We start from the raw sequence: 26,021 nt of genomic DNA on the forward strand, positions 1-26,021 counted from the left end.
CCGATATTGACCGAGCTCAACAGTGCTAAACTCATGCGAGTTCAATATCGGCGGATGGCTACGGACGACCACGTATGGCGATGTCAAGACTCAGTATTACGATTACCGCACCCATCGCGCTGATTTCAGCGCTTGCCATCGGCCTGACGGTATTTCTCAACGTGGGCAAGCTTGACCGGACGCTGGGCGAACTGGAAGACTCCCGCCTGCGTTTCACCATCAACGTGCTGCGCCAGAACCTGGAAACGGGGCTGGACCTGGGCCTGCCGGTGCGCAGCCTGGGCAACGCGCAGGCCGCCATGGAACTCGAAGCACGGCAGGACCCGGATATCGTCGCCCTGATTGTCAAGGACGACAAGGGCCGCGCGGCCTTCAGCACCGGGCGGCCGGCGCAAAGCGACAGCATCGTCCTCAGCACACCGCTCTCCAACAACCTGGGTGTCACGGTCGGCGCCATCGAGCTGCATTACTCGCGGCGCAGCCACGACCGTTTCATCGCCGGCATTTCGCGCCAGTTGCTGCTGGCCGGCCTGCTCGCCACCGTCCTGTCCACGCTGCTGGCGGTGCTCGGCACGCAACTGTGGGTGCGCCGCATCGGCCGCACGCTGGGCAGCATCGAACACACGCTGGACGCCAGTGCGCCGCCGGTGGCCAGGCCGGACCGGCACGCGGTCGCGCTGGCCGAGCAGGCGGCAGGCAGCGCCGGCCGGGCCTTGCGCGACCTGGAGCAGGCGCGGCGCGCCATCACCAGCAAGGACGTGGCGGGCGAAAAGCTATGAGCCTTGCCTTGGCCCCTTCCGATAGCCACGAAGAACGCCTGTACACGCGGCCGGTGCGCCGCCTGTTCGTGTTCGCGCTGGCGCTGTTGCTGGCGGTGCAGCTGGCGCTGTCGCTGTATGCGTGGTCGCTGTCCGAGCGCGCGCTGCTGCCGGAGTTCGGGCGCAAGGCGCAAACCACCGGCGCGGCGCTGTCCGCACAGCTGGCGCGCGCGCTGGAGCATGGCATTCCGCTGCAGCGCCTGGAGGGCGTGCCGGAATTCTTCGCCGATGTACTGAAGCAGAACCGCGACCTGGCCTACCTGCGCATTGCCGACAGCAGCGGGGCCGCGCTGTACGGCAGCACGCAGGCCGACAGCAGTGCGCCCGAGCAGTTTTACGACACCGCGCTGCCGTTGCTGCACCAGGGCCGCGTGGCCGGCCATTTGCACGTGGGCGTGGACAAGAACCACATCGCGGCGCGCGTGCGCGAACTGCGCTACGACATCGGCATTGTGCTCATCACCAGCCTGCTGATCGCCTTCGAGATCCTGTGGTTCGTGGTGACGCTGACCTTCACCGCGCCGATGCGCCAGATCCTGGCGCTGATGAGCAGCATGGCTGCCGGCGACTTCCGCCAGCGGGCGGCGCCGCCTCCGGGCGCGGCCATCGCCGCCCGCCTGCACGCCCTCACCGCGCGCATCAACCAGGGGTTCAGCGAACTGGTGCGCAGCGCATCCGCATTGCGCGAGGCCAGCCCGCAACAGGCGGCGCACGCCGAGCCGCTGCTGCAGCGCCTGCGCCAGGCGTACCGGTTCGGAGACGCCGCCGGCGTCCACGCGGGCGGCGGCCTGGGTGGCGACAGCGGCATCGATACGGCGCAGCAGCCCCGCATCGTGCTGGTGCGCGTACTCAGTTTCCTGTTCATGTTCGCGGAAATGCTGTCGCGCCCCTTTCTGCCGGTATATGCCGCCTCGCTGCCTTCAGGCGCCGTGGCGGGCCCGCTGCACGCCAGCCTTCCGGTCACCGCCTTCCTGCTCGGGGTAGCGCTGACCATGCCGTTCGCAGGCCACTGGTCGGACAGGCTGGGACGGCGCAGCAGCTACGTCGCCGGCGCGCTGGCCGTCATGGCCGGCCTGGCCGTCACCGGGCTGGTGCCCGACTACTACGCGCTGGTAAGCGCACGCGCCGTCACCGGCATGGGCTACGCGATCATGTTCATGGCCTGCCAGGGCTATGTGTTCGACCATACCGACAGCAGCAACCGAGGCAAAGGCATGGCGCTGTTTGTGGGCGCCATCATGGTGGCGGAAATCTGCGCGCCGGCGGTGGGCGGCATCCTGGCCGACCGCGTCGGCTACCGCATGGTGTTCCTGCTGGGCGCCGCCGTGGCCTTGCTGGCGGCCGCCATTGCGGCGGCGGTGCTGAGCAAGGGCGCCGCCGACGGCCAGGCCGGTGCGCCGTCCTCGCTGCAGCCCGCGGCGCCGTCCGATGGCCTGGCAGCCGGGCAGCCCGCTGCGTTGAACGCCGGGCGCGGCGCGCCGCTGCTCGCGCGGCTGGCGCGCAACAAGCGCTTCCTGGCGCTGTCCATCCTGTCCGGCGTGCCCGCCAAGTTCCTCTACTCCGGCTTCCTCATTTTCCTGGTGCCGGTGCTGCTGTCCGGGCTGGGACTGTCCAAGTCTGAAATTGGCCGCTATACCATGCTGTACGGCCTGAGCTCACTGGCGCTGGCACCGCTGTTTGCCCACCTGGCGGACCGCTACAACGCCTACACGCCGCTGGTGGCGGCCGGCGGCCTGCTGACCGGGCTGGGAATGCTGCCGGTGGCCTGGGGCGCCAGCGGCGGCCTGGTCATGCTCGGCATCGGCGCGCTGGGAGTGGGCCAGTCGATGAGCATCTCCGCCCAGCTGGTGCTGGTGGCGCGCGTGACCCGGAAGGAAGCGCAGGATGCGGGCACCGGTCCCATCGTCGGCCTGTTCCGCCTGCTCGAACGCCTGGGCGCGGCGGCCGGGCCGGTCGTCACCGGCATGCTGGCGGCACGCTACGGGGCGGCGCAGGCCATGGCCTGCCTCGGCGTGTTCGCGCTGGCGGCGTCGCTGCTGTTCTCGCTGGTGTTCGCGGCGGCCGGTGCACGCGACAGGCGGGCCGCCGGCCGCGGCGGGGACGCTCCCGAGGTGGCGGCATGAAGCGGCGCGCACTCTGCCGTGCGGCGGCCATGCTGGCCCTGGGCAGCGGCCTGCCGCGCGCATGGGCGCAGCAATCGGCGATACGGCAAAGCAGCCGTCCGCCGCGCATCTACATGATCCTGTTCCGGGGCGAGACCGCCGTCGAAAAAGGCTTCCGCGACTACTTCGCCGTCAACGGCATGCCGGTGGAGCTGATCGTGCGCGACGTCGCGCTGGATGTGGGCAAGGTCCCGCAGCTGGTCGCCGAAGCACGCGCCATGAAGGCAGACCTGATCTACACCTGGGGCACCCCCATCACGCTGGCGGTGGCCGGCAAGGAAGGCGCGGTCGATCCATCCCGCCACGTCACCGACATCCCGGTCGTGTTCACCATGGTGGCCTCGCCGCAAGGCTCGGGCCTGGTCAAGTCGCTGGCCTCGTCGGGACGCAACATCACCGGCGCCTGCCATGTGGTGCCGCCGGCGCAGCAGCTGAGCGCCATCCGCGCCTACCGCCGCTTCGAGCGCCTGGCCATCATCTACAACCCGGCCGAACCCAACTCGGTACAGAACGTGAAGGACTTGCGCGCGGTGGCCGCCAGCGCGCGCTTCCAGCTGCTGGAACGGCCGGTGCCGCTGGACGCCAAGGGCCTGCCGCTGGCCGGCGCGCTGCCGGCCATGGTGGCCGAACTGGCGCAGCAGAATGCACAACTGCTCTACATCGGGCCGGACAGCTTTCTTGCCGCCAACCGCAAGGCGCTCACCGAGGCGGCACTGGCCGCGCGCCTGCCGGCCTTCTCGGCCACGGAAATCGCCCTGCGCGAGGGCAAGGCCCTGTTCGGCCTGGTTTCCGGCTATGAGAGCGTGGGCCGGCTCACCGCCCACAAGGCGCAGCAGATCCTGCGCCAGCGCATGGCGCCGGCCGCCATTCCGATCGAAACGCTGGCGCGCTTCTCCTACCTCGTCAACATGCCGGTGGCGGCGCAGCTCGACCTCTATCCACCGCTCAAGGTGCTCAACTACGCGGAACTGCTGAAATGATCGACGCGTCCCCCGCCATTTGCAACAACGACCCGGCCTTCAGCTGGCGCCTGATGCGCGCCGGCGAGGCCGCTCTGGTGCACCGGCTGCACCGTGCCGCGCTGGCGCACGTCCCGCCGGGCATGGTGCGGCCCGATGAACTGGCCCATTTCGAGCGGCACGCCGCTACGCAGGGCCGTATCCTGTGCTGCTACGCGGACGGTGAACTGGTGGCCTACGGCGTGCTGGGACTGGACTCGGACGCGGTGGACCATATGGCCGAACTGCTGGGCGCCAGTCCTGCCGACCGCGCCCGCATGTGCGTGCTTGACGGCGCGGCATCGCTGCCGGAATGGCGCGGGCGGCGCCTGCACTGTGCCGCCATCGAGGAGCGCATGGCGCTGGGCCGCGAGCTGGGGCGCTCGCTGGTGACGGCCACGGTCGCGCCGGAAAACATGCGCAGCCTGCGCGGCCTGCTGCTGGAAGGATTCACCGTGCGCGGCTACGCCATCGTCTATGGCGGCCTGGCGCGCCTGCTGGTGCAGCGCGACCTGCTGCTGCCGGCGCAGGAGTGGACCGCTGCCCGCCGCATTGCCCATGGCGACCACGCAGGCCACCGGCGCGCACTGGCCGATGGCCTGCAGGGTTTCCACTGCTGGCAGGACGAGCACGAACACTGGTTCGTGGAGTACGGCCTAGCGCTTGGGCGCTAGCGGAATGCTTTGCTCGAAACGGAACAGATTGCCCGGATCGACGCGGCGCTTCACGTCGGATAGCTGGCCCAGGTTGCTGCCGTAGTAAGCCTGTGCCCAGTTCTTCAGGTCGCGGCTGGGGAAGTTGACATAGGACTCGGGCTGCAGGAAGCGCTGCATGTCGTCGTAGTAGTCCTTCAGCCAGGCACGCTGGCGCTGCACCGTCTCCGGTTTGTCGATCGGCCCCCAGGACGCTTCCATCTCGAAGATGAAGTTCGAATCGCGGTGCACATAGGCGGTGGCGTTGCTGGGCACCGCCTTCACCTGGCCGCCGATGGCGAACAGGATGCCCATGTTCTCCTGCAGCACCGAGCCGCCTGGCCAGCGCGTCATCCACGTCAGCATATTGTCCATGGCGGCCTCGCTCAGCGCCGTCTTCACGAAGCTGCAGCGGATGTCGTATAGGCCGTTCGGGTCATCGGTCAGCAGGTAGTCGCGGCCGCGCCAGTAGTCCACCTCGTAGATGTCGGCCGTCTGCGGCACGGCGACCGCGTACAGTGGCGCCAGCATCTCGCGCAGTTCCTTCTCGCCGCCCCAGAACTGGCCCAGCGTCTGCACGTACAGCGAGTCGCGCGCGGGCCGCGCACCAGCCGCCATTGGCAGCGCCTTGCTGCGCGTGGAAATCATGGTTGGGTAGGTCAACTGCAAGGCCTGCAAGGCGCGCAGCAGTTCGATCTGCTTTCCCGGCGCCCAGCTCAGGTTGAAGGTGGTGACCTTGTCCACCTTGTGCAGCTTGAAGGTGAAGCCGGTATGCACGCCGAAATTGCCGCCGCCGCCGCCGCGCACCGCCCAGAACAGCTCCTTGTGGCTGTTCGCATCGATGCTGCGCGCCTCGGCGCTGGCCAGCACCAGTTCCGTGCCCAGCAAGCTGTCGCAGGTCAGCCCGTCGTGCGTGGCGGCGAAGCCCCAGCCGCCGCCCAGCACCAGGCCGCTGGTGCCCACGGTCGGGCAGCGGCCGGACGGAATCGCATACGGATAGTTGCGCAGCACGGCGGCCACGTCGTTGTTGTTGGCGCCGCCCTGCACCCACGCAGTCTCATTCTTCAAGTCCACCGTCACGCTGTTCATCGCTTTCACGTCGATCAGCAGCCCGGCAGTGGTGGAAAAGCCCGCATAGTTGTGGCCGCCGGAACGGATGGCGAACGGCATGCCGCTGTCGCCGGCCCAGCGAATGCAGCGCTGCACGTCGCGCTGGTTGGCGCACATGGCCACCGCCTGCGGCAGCACGCCCGAATAGCGCGCGTTGTTCGGCCAGGCCGCCAGCGCATAGCCATCCTGGCCCGGCAGGATCAGGCGTCCGTCGAAGTCCCGCGCCAATGCGCGCAGCCCGTCCGGCCCCAGCTTCAGCGCCGGCCTGGCCAGCACCGCGGCGGGCGCCAGGCTGAGCGCCGCGGCGCCCAGCGCGCCCGCAGCCCCGGTCTGTAAAAAGCGGCGCCGCCCGCTCGCCACGCTGTCCTGTACCTGTGTCCGTGCCCGCACGTGCAATTCCCCGGTGTTACTCGTCATCCCGTTCCGCTCCTTTTGGTTGATGTCCCAGTTTTCCCCGCTGCTTCTCGCGCTCGCGCTGCCGCAGCACGTCTATCATGACGTTGAAAGTGCGCGCCAGCCGGCCGATCTCGTCGGTGCTGGTCACCTTGATGCTGGCGCGGTCATAGTCGCCGTCCTTGAGCGCATTGGCCGCCTCGGTCAGCCGCACCACCGGGCGCGTGATGGTGCGCGCAAACAGCACCGCCAGTATCAGAAACACCAGGCCGACCGCCGCCACGCTGTACAGCACATTGACGAACAGGCGCTGCAGCGGCTCCTCGAAGCGGGCGCGCGACTCGGTCACGCCGACCACCCAGTTGTGGCCCTGCACCGGCGCGTAGCCGGCGTGCTCGTCGCGCCCGGTCAGGGTCGAGTGGAAGCTGATATTGCCGGCGGTCTTCGCACCGATCAGCACCTTGGCCAGTTCCGGCATGTCCACGCTCTCGATGCGGTGGCGCCGGAAGCGCTGATCGGCGATGATGCGGCCGAGCGTGGCCTTGGGCAGCGGCGCCAGGCTGCGGTAAAGCTGGTTCTGGTCCGGGTAGTGCACCAGGATGCCGTCGCCGTCTATCATGAACGGCACCCGCTTGCTGGTTTCGTTCCCGCCTGCGCTCGCTTCGTCCAGGATGGCCGAGATGGTACCGCCCTTGATGCGCATCACCACCACGCCGATCACCTTTTTGCTGTCGTCGAAGACAGGATTGGCGTAGTACACGCCAGGCTTGCCCGCCGTGGCGCCGATGATCACGCCGGTCATGAAGGGGCGGCCCTTCATCGCTTCCTGGAAGTACTCGCGGAACTTGAAATTCACGCCGGCCACGCCGGGTTCGCTGGACACCAGCGCCGTGCCCTCCTTATCCATCAGGAAGATCAGGTGCGCGTCCGGGTTGGTCTTGATCAGGTTGGCCAGTTTGGCGCTCACCACTTCCCGTTTCGCTGCGCTGGGCGCACGCAGGTAGTCGATGAAGGCCGCGTCGGTGGCCAGGTAGCTGGCCTGGTAGCGGCTGTCCAGTATCAGCTGCGAGATGCGGCCGGCCGTTGCCTGCGCCAGGCTCTCGAGATTGCGCAGTTCGCTGGCCGACACGGCGGCCACCGATCCATTCAGGTTGTAGTAGGCGGTGATGGTCATCGGCAGCAGCGCGGCCAGCATCATGGCGATGGTCATTTTCACCACCAGCGGCCACGATGCAGGGCGCCAGATGGCCTTGCCTAGCTTGCGCACGCCTTTCTTCAGCCGGCGCTGGCCATCCTGTTCGCCCACCCGTAGCGCTTCCTGCAAGCCAAGGCTGCCGGCGTGCGAGGCGAACAGCCGCTGCGACAACTCCGCAATGCTCTGCGGCCGCTGTGCCGGATCGACCGCCAGCGCCCAGTCGACCGCGGCCAGGAATTCCTCGCTATAGCGGCCCTGGCCGGCCTGGACCGCAGGAATGTACTCGGCCACGCCGCTGTGGCGCTCGGGCGCCGGCGCCGGCTTGGCGCCGGTGACCATCCAGTACAAGGTGGCGCCGACCGCGTAGATATCGGTCCACGGCCCCTGCTCGCCGCCCTGGTACTGTTCCAGCGGCGCATAGCCCGGTGTGACCACGTCGGCCATGGCCTGCATCCCGCCCACGGTCAGCCGCGCCGCGCCGAAGTCGAGCAGCACCCAGCTGCCGTCTTCCTTGCGCACATAGACGTTGTCGGGCTTGATGTCGCGGTGCAGATAGCCCGAGTCATGCACCAGCGACAGGCCGTCGAGCAGCGGCTGCACCAGCGACAGCAGTTGCTGCTCACCCATGTCCTTGTGCTTGTCCCACCACTGCTTGAGCGGCTGGCCGCGTTCGTATTCCAGCACCATGTAGGCAGTGCGGTGCGCTTCGAAGAAGCGCGCCACGCGCACGATGTTCGAGTGCCGGAAGGTGGCCAGCGTGCGCGCCTCTATCAGGAAGCACTCCAGGCCGTTCAGGTAGAACTCGTTATCCTCGGGCCAGCGCGGCGACACGGAACGGTCGCTGGCGCGGGTGGCGAAATCGGCTGGCAGGTACTCCTTGATGGCCACCCGTACGTTCAGGTTCACGTCGGTTGCCAGATAGGTGATGCCGAAGCCGCCCTGCCCCAGCACCGCGTCGATGCGGTACTCGAACAGCTCGAAGCCCGGCGCCAGCGCCAGCGGCGTGGAAATGCCGGGGCCGATGGAGCGGTTCGGCGCGGCGGGCAAGGCGGGCAGCTGGGAGCGCACCGGCTGCGAGCGCGGAGCAGAGCGGCCCAGCGTGGGCGTGGTGGGCCGCGTGGGCTGGGTTGGCTGGGTTGGTTGAGTAAGCTGGCCATGCTGCCCGTGCCGCGCCTGCAGCGCCTCGCGCCGCGTCGGTTCGCGGGTGCCGTCCGGCCGGTAGTGCGGCACCGGTATGGTGGCGTCGTCATCGTAGGCATGCTGCGCGCCGTGCGGGCGCGGCACGGTGATGTCGGCCTGCCCGTCGCGCGCGGCCAGCTGGTCGGTTGCGGCGCGTGCAGTCATTTCCTGCACGTCCCGCATGCGGCGCTCGACGGCGACCACGGCTTCCAGCGCAGCCACGCGGCGCGCCAGGATGGCGGCACGCGCCTCGGCGGCGGCGTTGCGGCCGGAATCGGCACTATCCGCCTGCCCTCCGTCGTCCCCTGATCCGTCCCGCTGCCCGCGCTGTTCGCTATCGTCCATGCCTCATCCCGCCATTCATTTTTTATTAGCTCGCGCCATAGAGCGCATTGCGCATGCTAGCATGCAGTTATAGCCTTTGTGGCAAAGCCTTGGCGACAATTTCAACGACTGGAGACATCTTGGGGAACTGGAAGCAATTATCACCGTCGGCGCTGCACCGCCTGGACCTGGGACTGGCCTACGGCCTGACCGATGTGGGCACGGTGCGCGAGTCCAACCAGGATAATTTCTTCATCGCCCCGGACCTGGGCCTGGTGGTCGTGGCCGACGGCATGGGCGGCCACGAGGCGGGGGAAATCGCCAGCGCCGACGCCATCAACCTGCTGCACAGCTTTATCCGCGCCGCGCACAGCGGCCAGCAGGCCACGCCCGGGGAGGCTGGCGCCGCCAGCGACGCCACCATCCCGGCCTTCCACCCCAGCGCCTTCGACCCGGTGCAGGCCGATCCCGACGCCACCTGGACCGACGCCACCATGCGCGCCATGATCACGCTGCACGACGCGGTTGAATTCGCCAACGAGCGCATGTACCAGACCAACACCGCGAACGACCAGGCCGACGGCGCCGGCATGGGCACCACGCTGACCGGCATCTGGCAGGTGGCGCAGGATGGGCCGGTATTCATCTTCCACATCGGCGACAGCCGCCTGTACTGCTTCCGCCAGGGCCGCCTGAGCCAGCTCACGCGCGACCAGACGCTGTACCAGCAGGCGCTGGAAGCGGGCATGCCGGAACCGCTCCCCGCGCGCAACCTGCTGCTGCAGGCGCTCGGACCGGCGCCGCTGATCAAGCCGGACCTGCAAACGCAAGCGGTCGCGCCGGGCGACGTTTATCTGCTGTGCAGCGACGGCCTGTACGGCAATTCGCCGCCGGAAGCCATCGCCGCCACGCTGGCACGCGTGCGCGACGATAACCTGGGCGAGTGCTGCGCCGAGCTGGTGGCCATGGCCAAGCGCGACGGCAGCCGCGACAACATCACCGCCGTCATCGTGCGCTGCAAGGACGCGTAAGCCGTCCTGCGCGAGGGCCAGCCACGCCGTGGGACGCAATCGCGGCGCAGCCCCGTAACCGGCCAGCGCTCAGGCGCCCCAGCCGGTCTGCAGCCACGTCCCCGTGAGCATGCCGGCGAAGGCGGCCGGTGCAGGCAAGCCGCGGCACAGCAGCAAGCTCGGTTCCACTTCCGCCGATCCATCGGTCCACCACACGCTTTGCCCGCGCAGCGCCGCGGCAGCCAGCGCGGGCACTTGCGCGCCCACTGCGTCCAGCGACGCGAGCGGCAGGCGGCAACCCGCGCCGCCCAGCTGGCCGGCCAGCGGCGCATCGCTGAGCGGCGGCATCGCTTGCAGCAAGCCATCGAACGGCTCGAGCTGGAAGCGCTCATCCAGCGAGGACAGGGCCAGCGCCTCCAGCTGGTCGAACCACGGCTTGCCGTTGGCCACCCAGTCCAGCAAGCCGCCGCCGCCCGGCGCACCGGCCGCTATCGTCAACGGAAAATGCCGCCCCACCCGATCCACGCTGGGCATCAGCAACCCGGCCCAGGCATTGCGGTCGCATGCGCCGGGCGCCAGCGCGAAGCGCCACACCGGGCTGGTGAGATAGGTCTGCAGCCAGCGCGGCCCCAGCGCCTCGCGGCTGCCCTGGATGGATGCCTGCAGCCATGCGTCCCACACGCCCAGCAGCGACGGCGGCAGGCGCCGCGACACAAAGTCGCCGTGCGTACTCACCTTGCCAAAGAAGCCGGGCGCCAGTTCGGGTTCTTCCATCACAGCGACTCCAGGCAGCGGAACTGCTCCACCCCATCCCGCCTGAATGGATTGTTGACGCTGTTGGCGGTCAGTTCGTAGATCATCTTGCGGCCGTCCAGGTCAAAGGTCAGCTTGTAGCGTTCGCCCTGCGCGGAGGGTTCCAGCATGCCCTTGTCCAGCATGCGGAACCAGGCCCAGGCGCCCTCGGTGCGCAGCTCGGCCGTGGTGGCGGGCGCGACGTCGAACCGCACCGCGTTGACGCCTTTGCCGCTCGGGATCTGGAAACTGGCCGCGCCTTGCGCCGCCTTCGGCGCGAACGCCAGCTGCTGGCCATCCACATCCAGCACCACTTTCGTCAGCGCCGCATCGGCCGCCAGCGGCTTCAGGTCGAAACGCACGGAGGCCTGCTTGCCGCCATTGCCGAAGAATTTGTCGCGGATCTGCGCGGCGCGCTGGAACTGGGTCAGCACTTCCTGGTCCATGCCGAGGTCCATGTTGTTGACCACGCGCCAGCGCCACTGCGCGCCGCTGGTGTCCACGTAGTTGACCAGGTGCTTCTGGAAGAACTCGTCGGCCAGGCCGCCAGGGCCGAAGAAGCGGCCAAAGTCGTCCGGCGTGGCTTCCTGCACGGCCTTGCGCACCAGCGGGTAGCGGCCGGCAATGGCGGCGCGGCAGAACAGCGCGGGGCCGGTCTTCCACAACGCATCGAGGCGGTCGCGCTCCGTGCCCAGCGTGAGGCCGGTGCCGGCCGTGTCCACGCTGCGCACCAGCGCGCCGAGCGGGGCGGGCAGGCTGTCCGCCTCGCGCTTCAATTTTGCCAGCGCGTCCGCCGGGGGCGCGGGCTGGCCGGCGGCGCGCGCGGCGTTGGCGGCGTCCAGGTAAACCGCCACGTCCTTCAGCTTGAGCAGCACGCCATCCAGGCCGGACGGACCGGTGGCGCCGGCGGCGCCGAGGGTCCCGCCGCCCGCCTCCACCATCTTGTGCAACGGCGCGAAATGGATGTCGACCGGGTTCACGGGCCGCACGTCGGCCGGCAGCACGTCCTGTGCGCCGTCGCTGAGCGCGGACTCCAGGCGCCGCTTGGCCGCGTCGCTGAGCTGCTTGACGGTGTCGGTGGCGGCGTCCACGCTGGACTTGGCCGTCTTCAGCTTGTCCAGCCGGGTCTGTTTCGCAGCCGCCTGCAGGAATTTGCGCAGCGGCGACTCCTGGCTGGACACGCTGTTGATCACGCGCGCCGCCTGGTCCAGGCTGGTAAACGGCACCAGCGTCACGTCCGCCAACAGCCCGTCCCACAGCCGGATGTACTCCTCGAAATACATCTGCTGCACCACGGCTTTCATTTGCGCCGCGCTCTCCAGGCTGTCCACCGCTTCGCGCTGGTCCAGCACCCAGCTGTCCTTCACCACGTCCGCGATGGCGCCGTCGATCTGCTCGGTGAATTTCTTGTAGCCCGCCAGCGTGAAGGAGCCGGCAATGCCGCGCGTGAGCGGCAAGCCGCTCTGGCGCGCCAGCACCACGCCGGCGTCGCGCCCGGCGGCGGCAGTAACGTCGAAATCCGGCACGCCCGCACTGGCCAGGCTGCGCTTCAGGCGGGTGTAGACGCGCTCGCCCATCGGCAACTTGGCCAGGCTGAGACGTACCCGGGCGATCAGCGCCCGGTCCAGCTGCGGCGGCGCCTCGGCCTGGCTGGACGGCGCCAGCATCGCGGCCACATGCTGCGACAGATCCTGGCGCTGCAACTCATTCGCTTCCGGCAGGTTGCGGCTCCAGTCGTAATCCAGCCAGGCGCGCACCGCTTCCGGGTCCAGGCGATTGCGTTCGCCCAGCATGATGTAGACGCGCAGCAGTTCATACAGGTACTCGGGATTGTTGGCGGTGCCGCGCCGCAGCTGGGTCTCCATCTGGTCCAGGATGCGCGGCAGCAGCGCCTCGCGCAGCACGCGCTGGTAGGCGCCCTGCGCGCCTTCGCCCAGCTTGCCGCCCTGGTACAGGCCCAGCCCCATCAGGAACGGCACTTCCTGGCCCTGGCTGCGGTAGCCGCCGGGAATGTCGCGCAGCGCGTTCAGTAACGGCAGCGCGGCCACCGGCGACGGATCTTTCGGCAAGGCGCGCGCCAGCTGGTCGATTTCCGCCGTGCGCGCCGCCACGTCGTTCACATAGCCCTGGTTGCGCACATAGCTGGTGAGCAGGCCTGCCGATACCAGCAGCAGCACGGCGGCGGTCAGCGCGTACGCGCCCCATTGCAGCCAGCGGCGGTTGCGTTCCAGGCGCAGGTTGGCGCCGGCCAGTTCGCTCTCCTGGAACACCACGTCGCGCAGCAGCCGCGTGATGAAGTAGCTGCGCCCGCCGAAGGCATTGGCCGGCAGCACCTTGCGGTCCAGGCCGAAACTGGCGGCCAGCGTGGACATGACACGGTCGATCGGACTGCCTTCCTGGGTTCCGCTGGTGAAGTACACACCGCGCACCAGCGCGGCCTCCTCGTAGGAGGTGGATTCGAAGACGTCGGTGAGGAAGGCTTCCAGCACGTCGCCGATGGCGGCGAACTGCTGCGGGAAGTTGTACATCAGCGCGCGGCGCTGGATGTCGCGCTCCTGCTGCATGCGTTCGAACAGGCGCGCCTGCAGCTGCGCCTGCAGCGCATCGAATTCGGCCGGGAAGGCTTTCAGGCCGGCATCCGCCTGCTCCGCCGAGGCCAGCGGGAAGGTGACGCCCCAGACCTGCGTGCGTTCGTCGCGGCCAAGGTTGTCGAAGAACTCGACGAAACCGGCCAGCAGGTCGCACTTGGTGACGATGACATAGACCGGGAAGCGGATGCCCAGCTCCTCGTGCAGTTCCTTGATGCGCGCGCGGATCGCCAGCGCCTGCACGCGGCGTTGCCCCTCGCCTTGCTGCAGCAGGTCCGCCACGCTGAGTGCAACGATCACGCCGTTGATGGGACGGCGGCGGCGATGCTTGCGCAGCAGTTGCAGGAAGCCCTTCCACGCGGCCTGGTCCACTTCGGTGTAGCTGTCCTGGGTGGTGTAGCGGCCGGCCGTGTCAAGCAGCACGGCTTCGTCGGTGAACCACCAGTCGCAATTGCGGGTGCCGCCCACGCCGCCGATGGCGCCTTTGCCATGCGTGTCCGAGAGCGGAAATTTGAGGCCGGAATGCACCAGGGCCGTGGTCTTGCCGCTGCCGGGCGCGCCCACGAACATATACCACGGCAGCTGGTACAGGCCGCCGCCGCCAAAGCGGCTGCCCGCTTTCGATTTGCGCAGCACCGCCATGGCGTCCTGCAGGCGCTTGGCCAGCACCGCCATTTCGGCGGCGCTTTCCTTCTGGCCCGGCGCCACGGCCGGCGCCGCGGCGGGATCGCCGGCCACGCTTTTCATCAGGCGGCGTTCGGCCAGGCGCGCGCGCAGCAGCTTCCAGCCGAAGTAGAGCGCCCAGGCCAGGAACAGCAGCGCGATGAAGAACCAGCGCACGCCGGTCGCGGCGAACGGCTCCTTGCCGTCGAAAGCCAGCAACGGCGCCTCGAACCAGAAGATCAGGGACAGCAGCAGCACGCCGAAGAAGGCCAGCACGGGCGGCTTGATGAGCCAGTTGAAAAAGCGTTTGATCATGGGGTCAACACGATAATCACCACGCGGCGGTTGCGTGCGCGGTTGGCGGCGCTGTCGTTCGGCACCAGCGGTTCGGTCTCGCCGCGCCCTTCCACGCTATAGCGCGCGGCGGGGCCGGCCTGTTTGGCCAGCAGCTCCACCACGGTGGCGGCGCGGCCCTTGGACAGCGCCCAGTTGGACGGATAGCGCGACGAGCCTCCCGGCACGTCGTCCGTGTGGCCGATGACGATGACCTTGCCGGGCACCGGCTTGAGCGCGTCGCCGATGCGCTGCAGCAGTCCATCATACGATGGCTGCACTTCGGCGCTGCCGGACTTGAACACGCCGTCGCCGTGCAGCACGATGGTGGAACGGTCCGGCGTTTCGGTCACGCTCACCAGCCCGCGCTCGATCTCGGGCGCAAGGAAGCGCGCAACGCGCACCGGCGGATTGGCCATCGGCGGCGCAGGCGGCGCGGGCGCCACCAGTCGGATGCGCTGCAGGGCGGCGTACACGGGGTCGGACTGGCGGTTGAGCAGGAAGCTGAAGCCGAGGTGGATGCACAGCAGGACCAGGCCCGCGGCGGCCGCGATCACCCAAACCGGAATCAGGCGCAGCAGGCCGGGGCGCTTTTCGCTCGAGCCCTTCCAGCGCAGCGACAGGTCGGGCTCGAACGGGCCGCGCTCTTTCTGGATCAGCTGCTGCAGCCGCTCGCGCAGCAGGTCCAGCTGGACGCGGCCGCCGTCCATGACGCGATAGCGGCCTTCCAGGCCCAGCGCCAGGCACAGGTACATCAGCTCCAGCACGTGCAGGTTGGCGCGCGGCTGCTGACTGAGTTTTTGCAGGATCAGGAAGAATTTCTCGCCGCCGAAGGCCTCGTTGTGGAAGGCCACCAGCAAACTGCGGCTGGCCCACACGCCGCTGCCGCCCCAAGGGGTGCTGGAGATGGTCTCGTCGAGGAAGGTACACAGCGAATAGCGCGCCACGGCGATGGCCTCCTGCTCGCAGCCGGCCGCCTTGGCGTCGTGCTCGAATTTCTTGATGGCCGCCACCAGTTGGCTGCGCAGGCCTTCCACGCTGGGGTGCGTGGCCATGATGCGCAGCGGGACCACCAGGTCGAGCAAGGCGTTGGCGGCGCCGACCAGCGGATTGACGCCGTTCAGGTGGGCGCGCGGCCCGGCCGTCAGCGGCGCCAGCGTGGCATCGTAGTTGGTGTGGCCAACGGCCGGCCGCTCGAAACCGCCGGCGGCCGGGCCCGAGCCTTGGCCATGGGGCCATGCGGCGGCGCCAGCGCCCATGGCGGCAGAGCCGTCCGTCCCCGCTCCCAAACCGGCCGCGCCAGGCGCAAAGGCGTCCGCGCCCGCGCCGCCCGCAGCCGGGCCGCCGGCAGCGCCGCCCAGGCCCGGCACCGGCGCAGGCGCACCGCGCCGGCCGCCGGGCTTGGGGACCAGAATGGTACGGTCCGAATCGGGCAACTCTTCCTGGCTCATCTTGGCTTACTTCCGGATGGCCCAGAACTCCATTTGCAGTCCGGGGAATTCGCCCGCCACATGCATGGCGAAACCGGCCGAGGTAGCCAGCTGCTGCCAGTAATCGCTGCCCTTGTCGAGCTCGAAGTAGGTGTAGCCCGCGTGGAACGGCAGTTGGCGCGGCGCCACCGGCAGCGGCCGCAGCGCGATGCCGGGCAGCTGCAGGTTGACCAGGTCGCGGATCTTCTCCACCGAACCGATCTTCACCTGGCGCGGGAAACTGTTGCGCACCGTCTCGGGCGGCATGTGCGCGTTCACCATCAGCACGAAAGTGGCCGACTTCACCAGCTCCGGATCACGCATCACCGCCACGCGGATGCCGAACTGGCGCTCCTCCAGCGGGATAGGCACGGCGTGCGCATCCATCACCATCGACAGCGACTGGCGCAAGTCCTCCATCACCGGCAGGAAGGTCTCGCGCAGCTGCTCATGGCGGTACACCGGGTACTGGATGGCGCGCTTGTTGTTCGGGCTGAAGGTGGCCAGCTCGCCGGCCAGCTGCACCGCCTCGCGGTAGTATTCTTCCGGGTGCAGGCCGGTCATGCCGGCCAGGTGCGCGAACAGCGGCTCGGCGCGGTTCACCAGTTGCAGCAACAGGAAGTCGGCGATCTCCGCCGCGCCGGCCGCGCCGGGCTGCGACAGGCGGTTGCCCAGCGCGTCGCCGCGCTGGTGCAGCAGGCCCACCACCTCGTCGGCAAAGCCGCCCAGGCGCTGGGCCACGCGGAAGTCCAGGCATGGCGGGCAGTATTCGGGGTCCAGCACCACGCGGTTGTCCGGGCGCCGCTCGATCACGCGCGCCACGCCGATGCAGGCGTAGGCGTTGGCCACATCCGATTCCAGCGCCAGCCGCAGGCGCAGGCGGCCCACTTGCATCAGCGCGCTGTTGTCGATGCCGTTGCTGTCCCACGCTTCGTGGTCCACGGTGCCGTGGCGCGCGAAGTTATCCGGCGCCGGGCTGTCGCCGGTCTCGGCGATGCCGGGACGGCGCAGCGGCAGCGCCAGCACGATCAGCACATTGCGCGCGTCTTCCGGGATATCCAGCGGCAGCGGCAGGTCGTCGTCCGCAGGCAGGTTGAACGGCGTGCCGTCCGGCAGCACGGCACTGCACGACATGATCGCCAGCTTGCCCAGCGCGAGCTGCTGCTCATCGATCTTCAGCGACGAAAAGCCCCAGGAATAGGGACGCAGCCGGGAAACACGGCTTTCAAGCTGGGTTTGCAGATAGCGGTCGTGCTGCTGCAGGTGCTGCGGCTGCAGCAGCATGCCTTCGGACCAGATGACTTTACGGTTCCACGCCATGGTGTCTCACTCGATAGGAATTATTTGCGGTGCAGCCGGCCGATCTGGTCTTCGTAGGCGGCAGAGAATTTTTCGCCGAACAGGTGCTGGAAGTCGTCGTCGGCTTCGCGCAGGATGTCGTCGTACAGCGCCACCATGCGCTCCCACATGCGGGCTTTGCGGGTGGTGGCCATCATTTTGTCCATCACGCCCTCGGGCTCCTTCGCCTCGATCAGCGCGGGGTTGAAGCGCGCCAGCACGCCATCGAGCGCGGCGCGCATGCCGGCGATGACCGCCAGTTCATGGGCTTTCAGGTCTTCGAAGGCGCTGCCGATGGACTTCACCGGCGGCATATAGCCCGACATGGCGTTGGTGAGCATCTGCGACAGCGCGCTTTCCGCGTCGGGGAAGAACTTCAGGGGGTTGTTGGCCTGGGCGCCGAGCACCGTCATTTCAAGCCGGCTCTCGCGCTTGGTCATGGCGCGCGCCATCAGCACCGCCATGGTGCCGGAAGTGGCCTCGCGCAGCATGGCGCCCACCAGTTCGGCCGTTTCGGCGGGAGACTTCGTGGTGCGCAGGCCGCTCAGGCCCAGGCCGCGCAGCAGCGCCTGCATCACCTCATCGCCGCCCTGCCCCGCGCTTGCCGGAGCGGCGTAGCCTTGCTGAGGCGGAAGCGCGTAAGCAATCGGCCCGGCCGAAGGCTGCGCAGGCGATGCGGCTGGGGTGGCTGGGGCAAAATGTGCGGCCGGCGTGGAGACGCGTGGCGGCAGGAAGTCGGCAAGCGGGTCGTAATCGTCCGGGATCAGCATTGCCGGCGGCGCCGCAACGGGCGCCGGCGCAATCTGCGGCGCGGCGCGCACCGTCAGGACCGTGGGCTCGGGTACCTGCGCCGGCGATTGCTGCGGATAGTGCGTTTGCTGCGGATATGGCGCTTGCGGCGGGTACGCAGCGCCGGGCAGCACTACGCCCGGCATCGGCATCCACTGCGGCGGCGCATGGTCGGGCTCCGAGCCGCGGAAGGCAACCGGCGGCGCGGCGTGCGCGGCGTTCGCATCGTTGAGCAGGTTCAGGCCGAGCGGATCGTTGGCCGACGGCGCGGCCAGCGGATCGTGTCCGCCGCTCAGTTCCAGTATTTTCACCCCGGCCAGCGTGTCGCGCATCTCGTCGAAGGACCTGCCCTCGTACGGCGACGGCGCGGCGGCCGGCTGCGCCTGGAACGGCAAGGCGTCCGACGTCTCGGGCTGGAACACGGGAATGGCCGGCGCCTGGGACGCACCCTGGCCCACCGCCACTTCCAGCACATAGTCGCCGATCAGCAGGCGGTCGCCGTCCTCCAGCACCGCGCTCTTGCCGGCGCCCACCGGGCGGTCGTTGATCCAGCTGGGATTGGCCCCCAGGTCCATCAGCGTATATTTGCCGTCGGCGAAATCGATCTTGCTGTGCTTGCGCGAAATGTACTTGCCCGGATCGGGCAGCTCCAGGTCATTGCCCGCGGCGCGGCCTATGGTGCCGCCCAATTGATCGAAGCGGCGCTCCACGGGGGCAGCCGGAGCTTGCTTTCTGTATGACTGTATCCGCAGAGTTAAAAACATCGGCTCGCTATGGCTCTATGGCTGCTGGTTGAACTGGACATTATAAGGTCGCGCTTGCGCAAAACACAATCTGCCGTGTCAGTTGATTTTCACCAGCGAACCGCCTATGGTCATGATGCCGCCCGCCTTGAGCGTGGCCATGCCGTCGGCCTGCACCGTCACATCCGGCGACTTGATGGTGATCTTGGCCGGTTCCATCTTGATACTGGTGCCGCCCACCTTCAGCTCGATCGAGGTGGTGGCCTCGATGACGATGGTCTTGGACACGGTCACCTTCTGGTCGCCGGTAATGGCCACGGTCTGGTTGCCGCCCACGTCGAGCTTCTGGTCGACCGCGATCTTGACCGTCTGGTTATTGTCCACCTTCAGGTTCTGGTCGTTGGTCACCGTGATGATCTGGTCATGATCCACCGTCACCATGTGGTCGTTCACCACGTGCTCCTTGTGGTCGTGCCCAACGTCCAGGCTGCGGTCGTTCTTGATCGCGATGGTCTGGTCGCCCTTGTCCTTCTTCTCGAAACCGACTTTCAGCGTATCGTTGTTTTTCACCACGCGGTTGTAGTCCTTCTCCGCCTGGACGAAAATCTCTTCGGAGTCCTTCTTGTCCTCGAAGCGGATCTCGTTGAAGCCGCCGCCGCCCTTGGACGTGTTGGACTTGACGGTGGACTTGGTCTGCTCGGCAGGCAGGGGATACGGCGGCATGGCGTCGCTGTTGTAGACGCAGCCGGTGACCAGCGGCCGGTCCGGGTCGCCTTCCAGGAAACTCACCACCACCTCCATGCCGATACGCGGAATGAACATGCTGCCCCAGCCCGCGCCGGCCCACGCCTGCTGCACCCGCACCCAGCACGAACTGAGCTCATTTTCCTTGCCGTCGCGGTCCCAGTGGAACTGCACCTTGATGCGTCCATACTGGTCGGTCCAGATTTCCTCGCCCGCCTTGCCAACCACCATCGCAGTTTGCGGCCCCTGCACCACCGGCTTGGGCGCCGTGCGCGGCGCACGGTAGCTGTGCTCCTTGCCGATGGCATGAAACACGCATTTGAAGTCCAGCGGCGTGTCGCCGCCGGTGGCATAGTCGTCGCCGACGATTTCGTATTGCGCGCCGGTCACCAGGAATTCGCGGTTCTGGTCCTCGCGCGGATGGTTCTTCAGCTTGAACAGCCCGCCGGGGAACAGGCCGCGCGCGCTGGTGTCGGCCGCGATTTCTTCGCACTGCCCATGCAGGCCCTCCATGCGCCCCCTCGCCAGCGCGGTGCCGGTGGCCGCCACGGTGTAGAGGCCGGGATAATCGTACATCTCGTAGGCCTGCTGGCTGAACGCGGCGGCAACGGTGGACTTCACCCTCAGTCCGCCCGCGGTGCTTGAGGCAGCCTTTTCGAAGTCGAAGTCGTTCAGCGAGTAGCTGCTGGCCTGTATCATGCCCGAAGCGGCCCAGCCGTACACCGCTTCCTGGTCCACGATGCGGCGCCCCTCCTCGCCGGAGAACTCCACGCTGGCGTAGCCGGGCACCGCCTGGTGCGCGCCATAGGAATCGGCCAGCACCATGGTGTGCTTGTTGGCCGTGTGCGTGAAGTAAAAGTAGATCCCGGCATTCTCCAGCAGGCGGCAGACAAAATTGAAATCGGTCTCGCGGTACTGCACGCAATACGGCAGCGGGTCATAGGTGCCGCTCAGCGCACTCACGTTCAGGTCGATGGCGCCGCCATAGGACGCGTCCTGGCACACCGCCTTGACAATGTCGATGACGTTCTTGTCCTGGAAAATGCGGCAATTGGAGGCGCGCGTGAGCAGCCACAAGCCGGGATGGACAGTGGCCTCATACCGGCTCAAGCTGCCGTACCAGCCGCTGCTGGCGAAGCGCGTTACGATGCCGTGAAAATGCCGCACCGAGCCGTCCGGCAGATCCATGTGCACGCCCATGGGCTGGCCCAGCACGTCGGCTATTTTCAGGTCCGGCTTGGTGCTCAGCAGCTGCACCCGGAATTCGGACAACTGGCCCAGGCGCTCGGAGCCGCTCATGCGGTCGAACAGCAGGACGTCGTCCGCCAGGGCGCTGGTAACATTTACTTCACGGTTGGCTTGCGTAAGAGGCATAACGGCTTCGGCTCAGGGGATCATGGTTTTGGTGGTGCCGGCGTTGCTGAAGGCGATCACGCCGCCCCAGTTGCACAGGCACTTGGAGATGTTGTCCAGCGCCGGCATGTTCGCGATCAGCACTGTCGGCGCGCCCGGCACCCACGGCGCGAACGTCGCCGGTATGCAAGGCATGGGCGTGAGCACGCCCAGCGCGGCGGCGGTGGCGGCGGCCACCGTGGGGTTGGCCATGGAATTGCACACGCCGAACGGCATGATGTTCACCATGGGTTGGTGATCCATGATGTTGGCGGCAGGCGGCCCTTCGGCCAGCACTTTGTTCGCCGGAAGCACAACCAGCGACGACGGCGCCGCGCCGAACGTGCAAGTCATCATCGCTCCCATCACTACCTGATTTGGCATATCCCCTCCTGCGGCTATTATGACTGAAAAGACTGTCTTAAAGGTAAGGTTTTAGGATAAGCTGCCGATCATCACAGCATATCGACGAGGACAGTCATGGCCACATCGCTGACATTTGAATTCGGCTTTGCCGCCGCCGATCCATACGAGCCAGGCGAAGGCGGCCAGCCCATGCGGATTCTGGTCATGGGAGACTTCAGCGGCCGGGCGCAGAGCACCATGGGCACGCCGCGCCGGGTTGATCTCGACAACTTCGAGCAATTGCTGGCGCAGTTCGCGCCCAGCGTGCAAGTCGCGCTGGACGGCGCGCCATACAGTTTCAGCTTCAGCGAACTGGAGGATTTTCATCCGGATCGGCTGTATCAAAAATCAGACGCATTTGAAGCGCTGCGCGGCCAGCGGCAGCGCCTGCGCAACCCGGCCACCTTTGCCGCCGCTGCCGCTGCGCTGCAATCCGGCGCCGGTGGCTATGCCGCGCACGAAGGCGGCGGCGCCGGCGCCAACGGCGCGGCAGCCGAACACGCCGGAGACTTCGCCAGCCTGCTGGGCGGACAGGTGCGCCGCGCCGGCCACGGCGCGCCGGCTTCGCCGGCCGGCGTGCCGTCGATCGACCAGCTCGTCCGCCAGATCGTCGGCGCCATGCCGCCAGGCCCGGATCCGCGCCAGGCCGAATACGTGGCGGCGGTGGATGCCGTCATCGGCCAGCGCATGCGCGCCGTGCTGCACGCGCCGCAGTTCCAGGCGCTGGAAGCCATCTGGCGCGGCCTGCGGCAACTGGTCACCGGCCTGGAACTGAGCCAGTGCCTGCAGCTCTATGTCCTCGACGCCGGCAAGGACGCCTTGCAAGCCGATATCGATGCCGCCGCGGGCAGCCTGGAGGCGTGCGCTTTGCACCGGCTGCTGGTCGAGCAGCCGCGCACGGGCGCCGACGCCGCGCCCTGGTCGGTGCTGTGCGGCGCCTACAGCTTCGGCCCCGGCGCGGCCGACATCGGACTGCTGGCGGCCCTGGGCGAACTGGCGGCCCGCGCGCACGCGCCGTTTATCGCGAACGCTGGCGATGCGCTGGCAGGCGCCGCCTCCCTTGCCGCCACGCCCGACGCCTCCGGCTGGCAAGGGCTGGACGGCGACGCGGCGGCACGCTGGCAGGCGCTGCGCACCAGCCCGCAAGCCGGCTGGCTGGGCCTGGCGCTGCCGCGTGTGCTGCTGCGCCTGCCCTACGGCAAGGCCACCGACAGCATCGAACAATTCGATTTCGAAGAAGCGGACGCAGGACACGCACACCAGGACTACCTGTGGGGCCACGCCTGCCTGGCCATCGCCCTGCTGCTGGGCCGCGCCTTCGAGGCCGGCGCCTGGGACATGTCGCCCGGCGACGTCCTCGAGCTGGACGATCTGCCGGCCCACATCGTGCGGCGCGACGGCGAAGCCCATATGCAGGCCTGCGCGGAGGCCTTCCTGACCGAGCGCACCGCCACCGCGCTGCTGGAGCACGGCCTGATGCCGCTGCTCAGTTTCAAGAACCGCAACGCGGCGCGCCTGCTGCGCAGCCAGTCCGTATCCTTCCCCGCGCAGGACTTGTCCGGTCCCTGGAATTCCTGAGTCAGTACCAGCAAGAGCAGAAAATGAGCACGAAGAAGAAAACCGGCCAGAAGATTTCCCTCGACGACGCGCTGCAACTGGCGGTCTCGGTGCACCGCGAAGGCAAGCCGCGCCTGGCCGCGCAACATTACGAAGCCATCCTGCAAGTGGCGCCCGGCCATCCGGACGCGCTGCACTATATGGGCCTGGCGCAGCACCACCTGGGCAACCACGACGGCGCGGTCAACCTGATCCGGCGCGCGCTGGAGGTGGCGCCGGACTACGTCGATGCGCGCAACAATCTGGGCAACGTGCAGAAGGAGATGGGCCGCCACGCGGACGCCGAGCAGTCCTACCGCGCGGTGCTGGAGGCCAGGCCCGACTTCGCACTGGCCCATAACAACCTGGGGGTGGTGCTGCGTGCGCAGGACCGGCTGGACGAAGCGGCGGCGGCATACCGCCGTGCCGTCGAGCTGTCGCCGAAGTTCGCGCAAGGCTGGATCAACCTTGGCAATGTGCTGAAGAAAACCAGCGATTTCAACGAAGCGCTGAGCTGCTACCGCAACGCCGTGCTGATCACGCCCGACAATCCGGACGTCTACCGCAGCCTGGCGCGCGCCCTGATATCGCAACAGCGCGATGCGGAGGCGCTGGAAGTGTACCGGCAATGGGAAAAGGTCGAACCGGACAATCCCGTGGTGCAGCACCACATCGCCGCCTGCCAGGGCGCAGCTGCGCCGGAGCGCGCGTCGGACTCCTACGTGCAGTCCGTCTTCGACCGCTTTGCCAACAGCTTCGACGAGGTGCTGGCCAAGCTGGGTTACTGCGCGCCCGCCATGTGCGGCGAGATGGTGACGGCCCTGCTGGGCCCCGCCCCCGCCGCCAGGCCGGCGCTGCACGTGCTGGACGCCGGCTGCGGCACCGGCCTGTGCGGCCCGCTGCTCAAGCCCTACGCGCGCCACCTGGAAGGGGTGGACCTGTCGGCCGGCATGCTGGCCAAGGCGGCAGAGCGCGGCGGCTACGACACGCTGCGCGAAGCGGAACTGACCGCGTGGCTGCGCTCCCGCCCGGACGCGTACGACCTGGTGGTATCGGCCGATACGCTGTGCTATTTCGGTGCGCTGGACGTGCTGATCCCGGCCGCCGGCGCCGCGCTGCGCCCCGGTGCCCACCTGGTGTTCACAGTCGAGGAAACCGTGGACAGCGCCGCTGCGCCGCAATTCCTGCTGCATGCGCACGGCCGCTACAGCCACACGGAAGCCTACGTGCGCGCGATGCTGGCCGATGCCGGATTGGAAGTGCGCGAACTGCGCCGCGTCACGCTGCGCCAGGAAGCCAGCCGGCCGGTTGCAGGCCTGCTGGTGGGGGCGCGCAAGGGCGGCTAGGAGCGGCTTTTGCCTGCCGCAGGCCTGGCCAGTGGCGCGCCGGCCGATACGGCCGGCTTGGCCATCAGACGCTTGACAGCCAGCTGCACCGCCAGCGCGCCTGCAAAGGCCGCGCCGAATGCGGCGGCGGCCGAACCTTCGCGCAGCAACAGCGACAGCACCAGGCAAAAAGTCGCAAAAGCGAAGTAGCCGAACACCATGCCGCGCAACAGCGCCACCGCGAACGCGCGGCCGGAACGCACGTGCGAGAAACCCACCAGCACGGTGCTCATCACGGGGAACATGGCGAAGAAGCCGCTCAGGCGCGCGCCTATCGCGGCTGCGCCGTAGCTCACGGCCAGCACCAGCGCCGCCCCGGCCAGCATGCGCCATGGCAGATCGCTGGCCGGGGCGGCGCCGGCTACGGGCCGCGCGGATGCCAATGCCTGGTCCGAGCCGTCCGGCCGCACCCGCGGAAACAGCTTCGGTGCGATCAGCAAGGCGCCCACCACCATCGCGAAGCACGCTGCCACCGGCAGTTGCACCGCCTGCAAGCCGGCCACCGCCAGCGCCCAGGCCAGCAGCGCGCCCAGCATCGACACGGCCATGCCGAAACGCTCCGCCGTCCAGGCGTAGGCGATGCTAAACACCAGCACAGCGATCACCGCCAGCAAGGTGCCTTCGGCGGCGCGCGCGGCAAACGCGGCGCCCTGCTCCAGCGTCACCGTCAGCAGAATGGGCCCGGAGACGATGGGAAAGGCGGACATCCAGCCCGCCACGCCCGGCCCCCATCTCCGGCCCACCAGCGTTACAGCATAGATCAAGCTCGGAACCAGGAGCAGCTTGAGCAGCAAGATCAACGGCATCGATCAGTGGTCCGTGCGCATGAAGTTATTGATGTTCTTCACCAGGAAAGTGGGTGGAATGGTGTTCAGTTCCAAAATATGCTTGCACTTCGCCTCGTCCACGAAATCGATCATCACGAAGTTGGGCATGAAGGCCTTGAGCAGCGTGCCGCTGGCGAAGCCGTCGATCTTGGCGAACTTGTTCATGCGCGACGTGATGGCCGCGTCCAGGCCGTTGCTCCACATATCCTTTAGCCGCGCCACGTTGGGCGCCGTCCACATGCCGCTGTTACGGTCGCGGATGCTCTCGAATACGCCCGTCGTGGTCCAGTACATCATGCCGACCACGTTGGGATTGCCGTCGCCGCCGCGCGCCATCAGCTTGCTCTGCTTCTTGATGTTCTGTTCGATTTTGCCGAATGGCTTGCCGACGCTGGTGCCGCCCTTGCCGAAGTACTGCAGGCCTTCGTAGCGCTCGTCGTAGGTGCTGCCGGCCTTGCTCAGGTTCCTGATGCCGAGGATGCCTTGCGCGGCACTATAGCTCGCCCGCACCAGCTGCAGCCCGTCCGACGCGAACAGCACGATCACCTTGCCCTGCAGCTGGCGCAGCGTCCGCGTATTGAGGTTGCCGCCGCCCTTGTAGATCTTGTCGCCCAACACTTCCACGCAAGCGGCCGCGATCATCTCCCAGTTGTGGCAGTGGTCGAACTTGAGCACCACGAACTCGGTAGCGTAGGTGGTCACGAAACGGGACGCGTCGCTCAGGATCTTGGTCAGCGTCAGGCCATATTCGCCGCCCCACATGCTTTTCACCTTGGCGGTCGCCAACCCGCCCGTGCGGATATCCACGCCGGTGGTTTTGCTCTCCGGGCCCTTGCCGTGGTAGGCCTTCAGCGCCACCACCTTGTCGGCGCCGCCCTTCTTGACCAGCGCGCCGGTGATGCGGATATCGAACAGCCGCGCCCCCGCCACGGCCTGGTCGAAGATATCGAGATCCTGGGTCTGCGTGTTTGCGTCGCCCATGGTGACGGCGGCGTCATGGCTGCCCGCCATGACGACCTCGTTGAGTTTCTTGTCCGGGCCTAAATCGTAGTAACTGATCATTTTTCACCTGCTCC

At 67.9% G+C, this 26,021-nt stretch carries 18 protein-coding genes; 7 read left to right on the top strand and 11 right to left on the bottom strand.

Annotation, left to right across the window (positions count from 1 at the left end; genetic code table 11):
- The first annotated feature begins 74 nt into the window (after positions 1–74).
- From ASD15_RS09480 to ASD15_RS09495, 4 genes are read left to right on the top strand one after another with little or no spacing between them, the layout of a single operon-like run.
- Positions 75–779 carry a hypothetical protein gene (locus tag ASD15_RS09480; protein WP_057154602.1) on the top strand — a complete coding sequence of 235 codons (705 nt, stop codon included), beginning with the start codon at positions 75–77 and terminating at the stop codon, positions 777–779.
- Positions 776–2,941: an MFS transporter gene (locus tag ASD15_RS09485; protein ID WP_082551711.1), complete on the top strand. Its 2,166-nt coding sequence runs from the start codon at positions 776–778 to the stop codon at positions 2,939–2,941. The genes ASD15_RS09480 and ASD15_RS09485 overlap by 4 nt, the downstream gene beginning before the upstream one ends.
- Positions 2,938–3,960 carry an ABC transporter substrate-binding protein gene (locus tag ASD15_RS09490; RefSeq protein ID WP_082551712.1) on the top strand — a complete coding sequence of 341 codons (1,023 nt, stop codon included), beginning with the start codon at positions 2,938–2,940 and terminating at the stop codon, positions 3,958–3,960. Before ASD15_RS09485 ends, ASD15_RS09490 begins: the two co-directional genes overlap by 4 nt.
- On the top strand, positions 3,957–4,652 hold the full coding sequence (locus tag ASD15_RS09495; protein ID WP_057154605.1) for a hypothetical protein: 696 nt from the start codon (positions 3,957–3,959) through the stop codon (positions 4,650–4,652). The genes ASD15_RS09490 and ASD15_RS09495 overlap by 4 nt, the downstream gene beginning before the upstream one ends.
- Here ASD15_RS09495 and ASD15_RS09500 read toward each other — a convergent pair.
- Complete coding sequence (locus ASD15_RS09500; protein WP_057154606.1) at positions 4,635–6,197, bottom strand: FAD-binding oxidoreductase; 1,563 nt, start codon at positions 6,195–6,197, stop codon at positions 4,635–4,637. The genes ASD15_RS09495 and ASD15_RS09500 overlap by 18 nt on opposite strands.
- Positions 6,187–8,892 (bottom strand): cache domain-containing protein, encoded by a 2,706-nt coding sequence (locus ASD15_RS09505; protein ID WP_057154607.1) that lies wholly within the window; start codon positions 8,890–8,892, stop codon positions 6,187–6,189. The genes ASD15_RS09500 and ASD15_RS09505 overlap by 11 nt, the downstream gene beginning before the upstream one ends.
- 119 nt (positions 8,893–9,011) lie before the next feature.
- Between ASD15_RS09505 and ASD15_RS09510 the strand changes: the two genes are divergently transcribed.
- Complete coding sequence (locus ASD15_RS09510; protein WP_057154608.1) at positions 9,012–9,902, top strand: PP2C family serine/threonine-protein phosphatase; 891 nt, start codon at positions 9,012–9,014, stop codon at positions 9,900–9,902.
- Between the two features lie 69 nt (positions 9,903–9,971).
- Here the strand turns inward: ASD15_RS09510 and tagF are convergent, their stop codons facing one another.
- From tagF to ASD15_RS09545, 7 genes are all read right to left on the bottom strand, one after another.
- A complete protein-coding gene (gene tagF, locus ASD15_RS09515) occupies positions 9,972–10,655 on the bottom strand; it encodes a type VI secretion system-associated protein TagF (protein ID WP_082551714.1) in 684 nt (227 codons plus the stop codon).
- Positions 10,655–14,239 carry a type VI secretion system membrane subunit TssM gene (gene tssM / locus ASD15_RS09520; RefSeq protein ID WP_057154609.1) on the bottom strand — a complete coding sequence of 1,195 codons (3,585 nt, stop codon included), beginning with the start codon at positions 14,237–14,239 and terminating at the stop codon, positions 10,655–10,657. The genes tagF and tssM overlap by 1 nt, the downstream gene beginning before the upstream one ends.
- Positions 14,236–15,708: a type IVB secretion system protein IcmH/DotU gene (gene icmH / locus ASD15_RS09525; RefSeq protein WP_057154610.1), complete on the bottom strand. Its 1,473-nt coding sequence runs from the start codon at positions 15,706–15,708 to the stop codon at positions 14,236–14,238. The genes tssM and icmH overlap by 4 nt, the downstream gene beginning before the upstream one ends.
- Positions 15,709–15,714: 6 nt before the next feature.
- Positions 15,715–17,046, bottom strand: a complete 1,332-nt coding sequence (gene tssK / locus ASD15_RS09530) for a type VI secretion system baseplate subunit TssK (RefSeq protein WP_057154611.1) — start codon at positions 17,044–17,046, stop codon at positions 15,715–15,717.
- Between the two features lie 20 nt (positions 17,047–17,066).
- Complete coding sequence (gene tagH, locus ASD15_RS09535; RefSeq protein ID WP_200953942.1) at positions 17,067–18,563, bottom strand: type VI secretion system-associated FHA domain protein TagH; 1,497 nt, start codon at positions 18,561–18,563, stop codon at positions 17,067–17,069.
- Positions 18,564–18,695: 132 nt separating this feature from the next.
- Entirely contained in the window at positions 18,696–20,714 is a 2,019-nt protein-coding gene (locus ASD15_RS09540; protein ID WP_057154613.1) for a type VI secretion system Vgr family protein, read from the bottom strand.
- Positions 20,715–20,726: 12 nt separating this feature from the next.
- Positions 20,727–21,116, bottom strand: a complete 390-nt coding sequence (locus tag ASD15_RS09545) for a DUF4280 domain-containing protein (protein ID WP_057154614.1) — start codon at positions 21,114–21,116, stop codon at positions 20,727–20,729.
- Between the two features lie 96 nt (positions 21,117–21,212).
- On the opposite strand from ASD15_RS09545, the gene ASD15_RS09550 reads away from it, so the two are divergent.
- Together ASD15_RS09550 and ASD15_RS09555 are read left to right on the top strand one after the other, a co-directional pair.
- On the top strand, positions 21,213–22,715 hold the full coding sequence (locus ASD15_RS09550) for a type VI secretion system contractile sheath domain-containing protein (protein WP_057154615.1): 1,503 nt from the start codon (positions 21,213–21,215) through the stop codon (positions 22,713–22,715).
- A gap of 23 nt (positions 22,716–22,738) precedes the next feature.
- Entirely contained in the window at positions 22,739–24,079 is a 1,341-nt protein-coding gene (locus ASD15_RS09555; protein ID WP_057154616.1) for a tetratricopeptide repeat protein, read from the top strand.
- On the opposite strand, the gene ASD15_RS09560 is transcribed toward ASD15_RS09555, so the two are convergent.
- Together ASD15_RS09560 and ASD15_RS09565 are read right to left on the bottom strand one after the other, a co-directional pair.
- A complete protein-coding gene (locus ASD15_RS09560; protein WP_057154617.1) occupies positions 24,076–24,924 on the bottom strand; it encodes a hypothetical protein in 849 nt (282 codons plus the stop codon). The two genes, ASD15_RS09555 and ASD15_RS09560, sit on opposite strands and share 4 nt — an antisense overlap.
- Positions 24,925–24,927: 3 nt before the next feature.
- Entirely contained in the window at positions 24,928–26,007 is a 1,080-nt protein-coding gene (locus tag ASD15_RS09565; RefSeq protein WP_057154618.1) for a hypothetical protein, read from the bottom strand.
- Positions 26,008–26,021: the final 14 nt, after the last annotated feature.

Origin of the sequence: Massilia sp. Root351 (genome assembly GCF_001425045.1) — a bacterium.
Lineage (GTDB): Bacteria > Pseudomonadota > Gammaproteobacteria > Burkholderiales > Burkholderiaceae_D > Rugamonas.

Excerpts from the sequence above, each read along its gene's own strand:
- ASD15_RS09500 (WP_057154606.1), bottom strand. The coding sequence starts at position 6,197 with ATGACGAGTAACACCGGGGAATTGCACGTGCGGGCACGGACACAGGTA.
- ASD15_RS09545 (WP_057154614.1), bottom strand. The coding sequence starts at position 21,116 with ATGCCAAATCAGGTAGTGATGGGAGCGATGATGACTTGCACGTTCGGC.
- tagF (WP_082551714.1), bottom strand. The coding sequence starts at position 10,655 with ATGGAAGAACCCGAACTGGCGCCCGGCTTCTTTGGCAAGGTGAGTACG.
- ASD15_RS09490 (WP_082551712.1), top strand. The coding sequence starts at position 2,938 with ATGAAGCGGCGCGCACTCTGCCGTGCGGCGGCCATGCTGGCCCTGGGC.
- tssK (WP_057154611.1), bottom strand. The coding sequence starts at position 17,046 with ATGGCGTGGAACCGTAAAGTCATCTGGTCCGAAGGCATGCTGCTGCAG.
- ASD15_RS09555 (WP_057154616.1), top strand. The coding sequence starts at position 22,739 with ATGAGCACGAAGAAGAAAACCGGCCAGAAGATTTCCCTCGACGACGCG.
- tssM (WP_057154609.1), bottom strand. The coding sequence starts at position 14,239 with ATGATCAAACGCTTTTTCAACTGGCTCATCAAGCCGCCCGTGCTGGCC.
- ASD15_RS09480 (WP_057154602.1), top strand. The coding sequence starts at position 75 with ATGGCGATGTCAAGACTCAGTATTACGATTACCGCACCCATCGCGCTG.
- ASD15_RS09565 (WP_057154618.1), bottom strand. The coding sequence starts at position 26,007 with ATGATCAGTTACTACGATTTAGGCCCGGACAAGAAACTCAACGAGGTC.
- icmH (WP_057154610.1), bottom strand. The coding sequence starts at position 15,708 with ATGAGCCAGGAAGAGTTGCCCGATTCGGACCGTACCATTCTGGTCCCC.
- ASD15_RS09495 (WP_057154605.1), top strand. The coding sequence starts at position 3,957 with ATGATCGACGCGTCCCCCGCCATTTGCAACAACGACCCGGCCTTCAGC.
- ASD15_RS09540 (WP_057154613.1), bottom strand. The coding sequence starts at position 20,714 with ATGCCTCTTACGCAAGCCAACCGTGAAGTAAATGTTACCAGCGCCCTG.
- ASD15_RS09560 (WP_057154617.1), bottom strand. The coding sequence starts at position 24,924 with ATGCCGTTGATCTTGCTGCTCAAGCTGCTCCTGGTTCCGAGCTTGATC.
- ASD15_RS09485 (WP_082551711.1), top strand. The coding sequence starts at position 776 with ATGAGCCTTGCCTTGGCCCCTTCCGATAGCCACGAAGAACGCCTGTAC.
- ASD15_RS09550 (WP_057154615.1), top strand. The coding sequence starts at position 21,213 with ATGGCCACATCGCTGACATTTGAATTCGGCTTTGCCGCCGCCGATCCA.
- ASD15_RS09505 (WP_057154607.1), bottom strand. The coding sequence starts at position 8,892 with ATGGACGATAGCGAACAGCGCGGGCAGCGGGACGGATCAGGGGACGAC.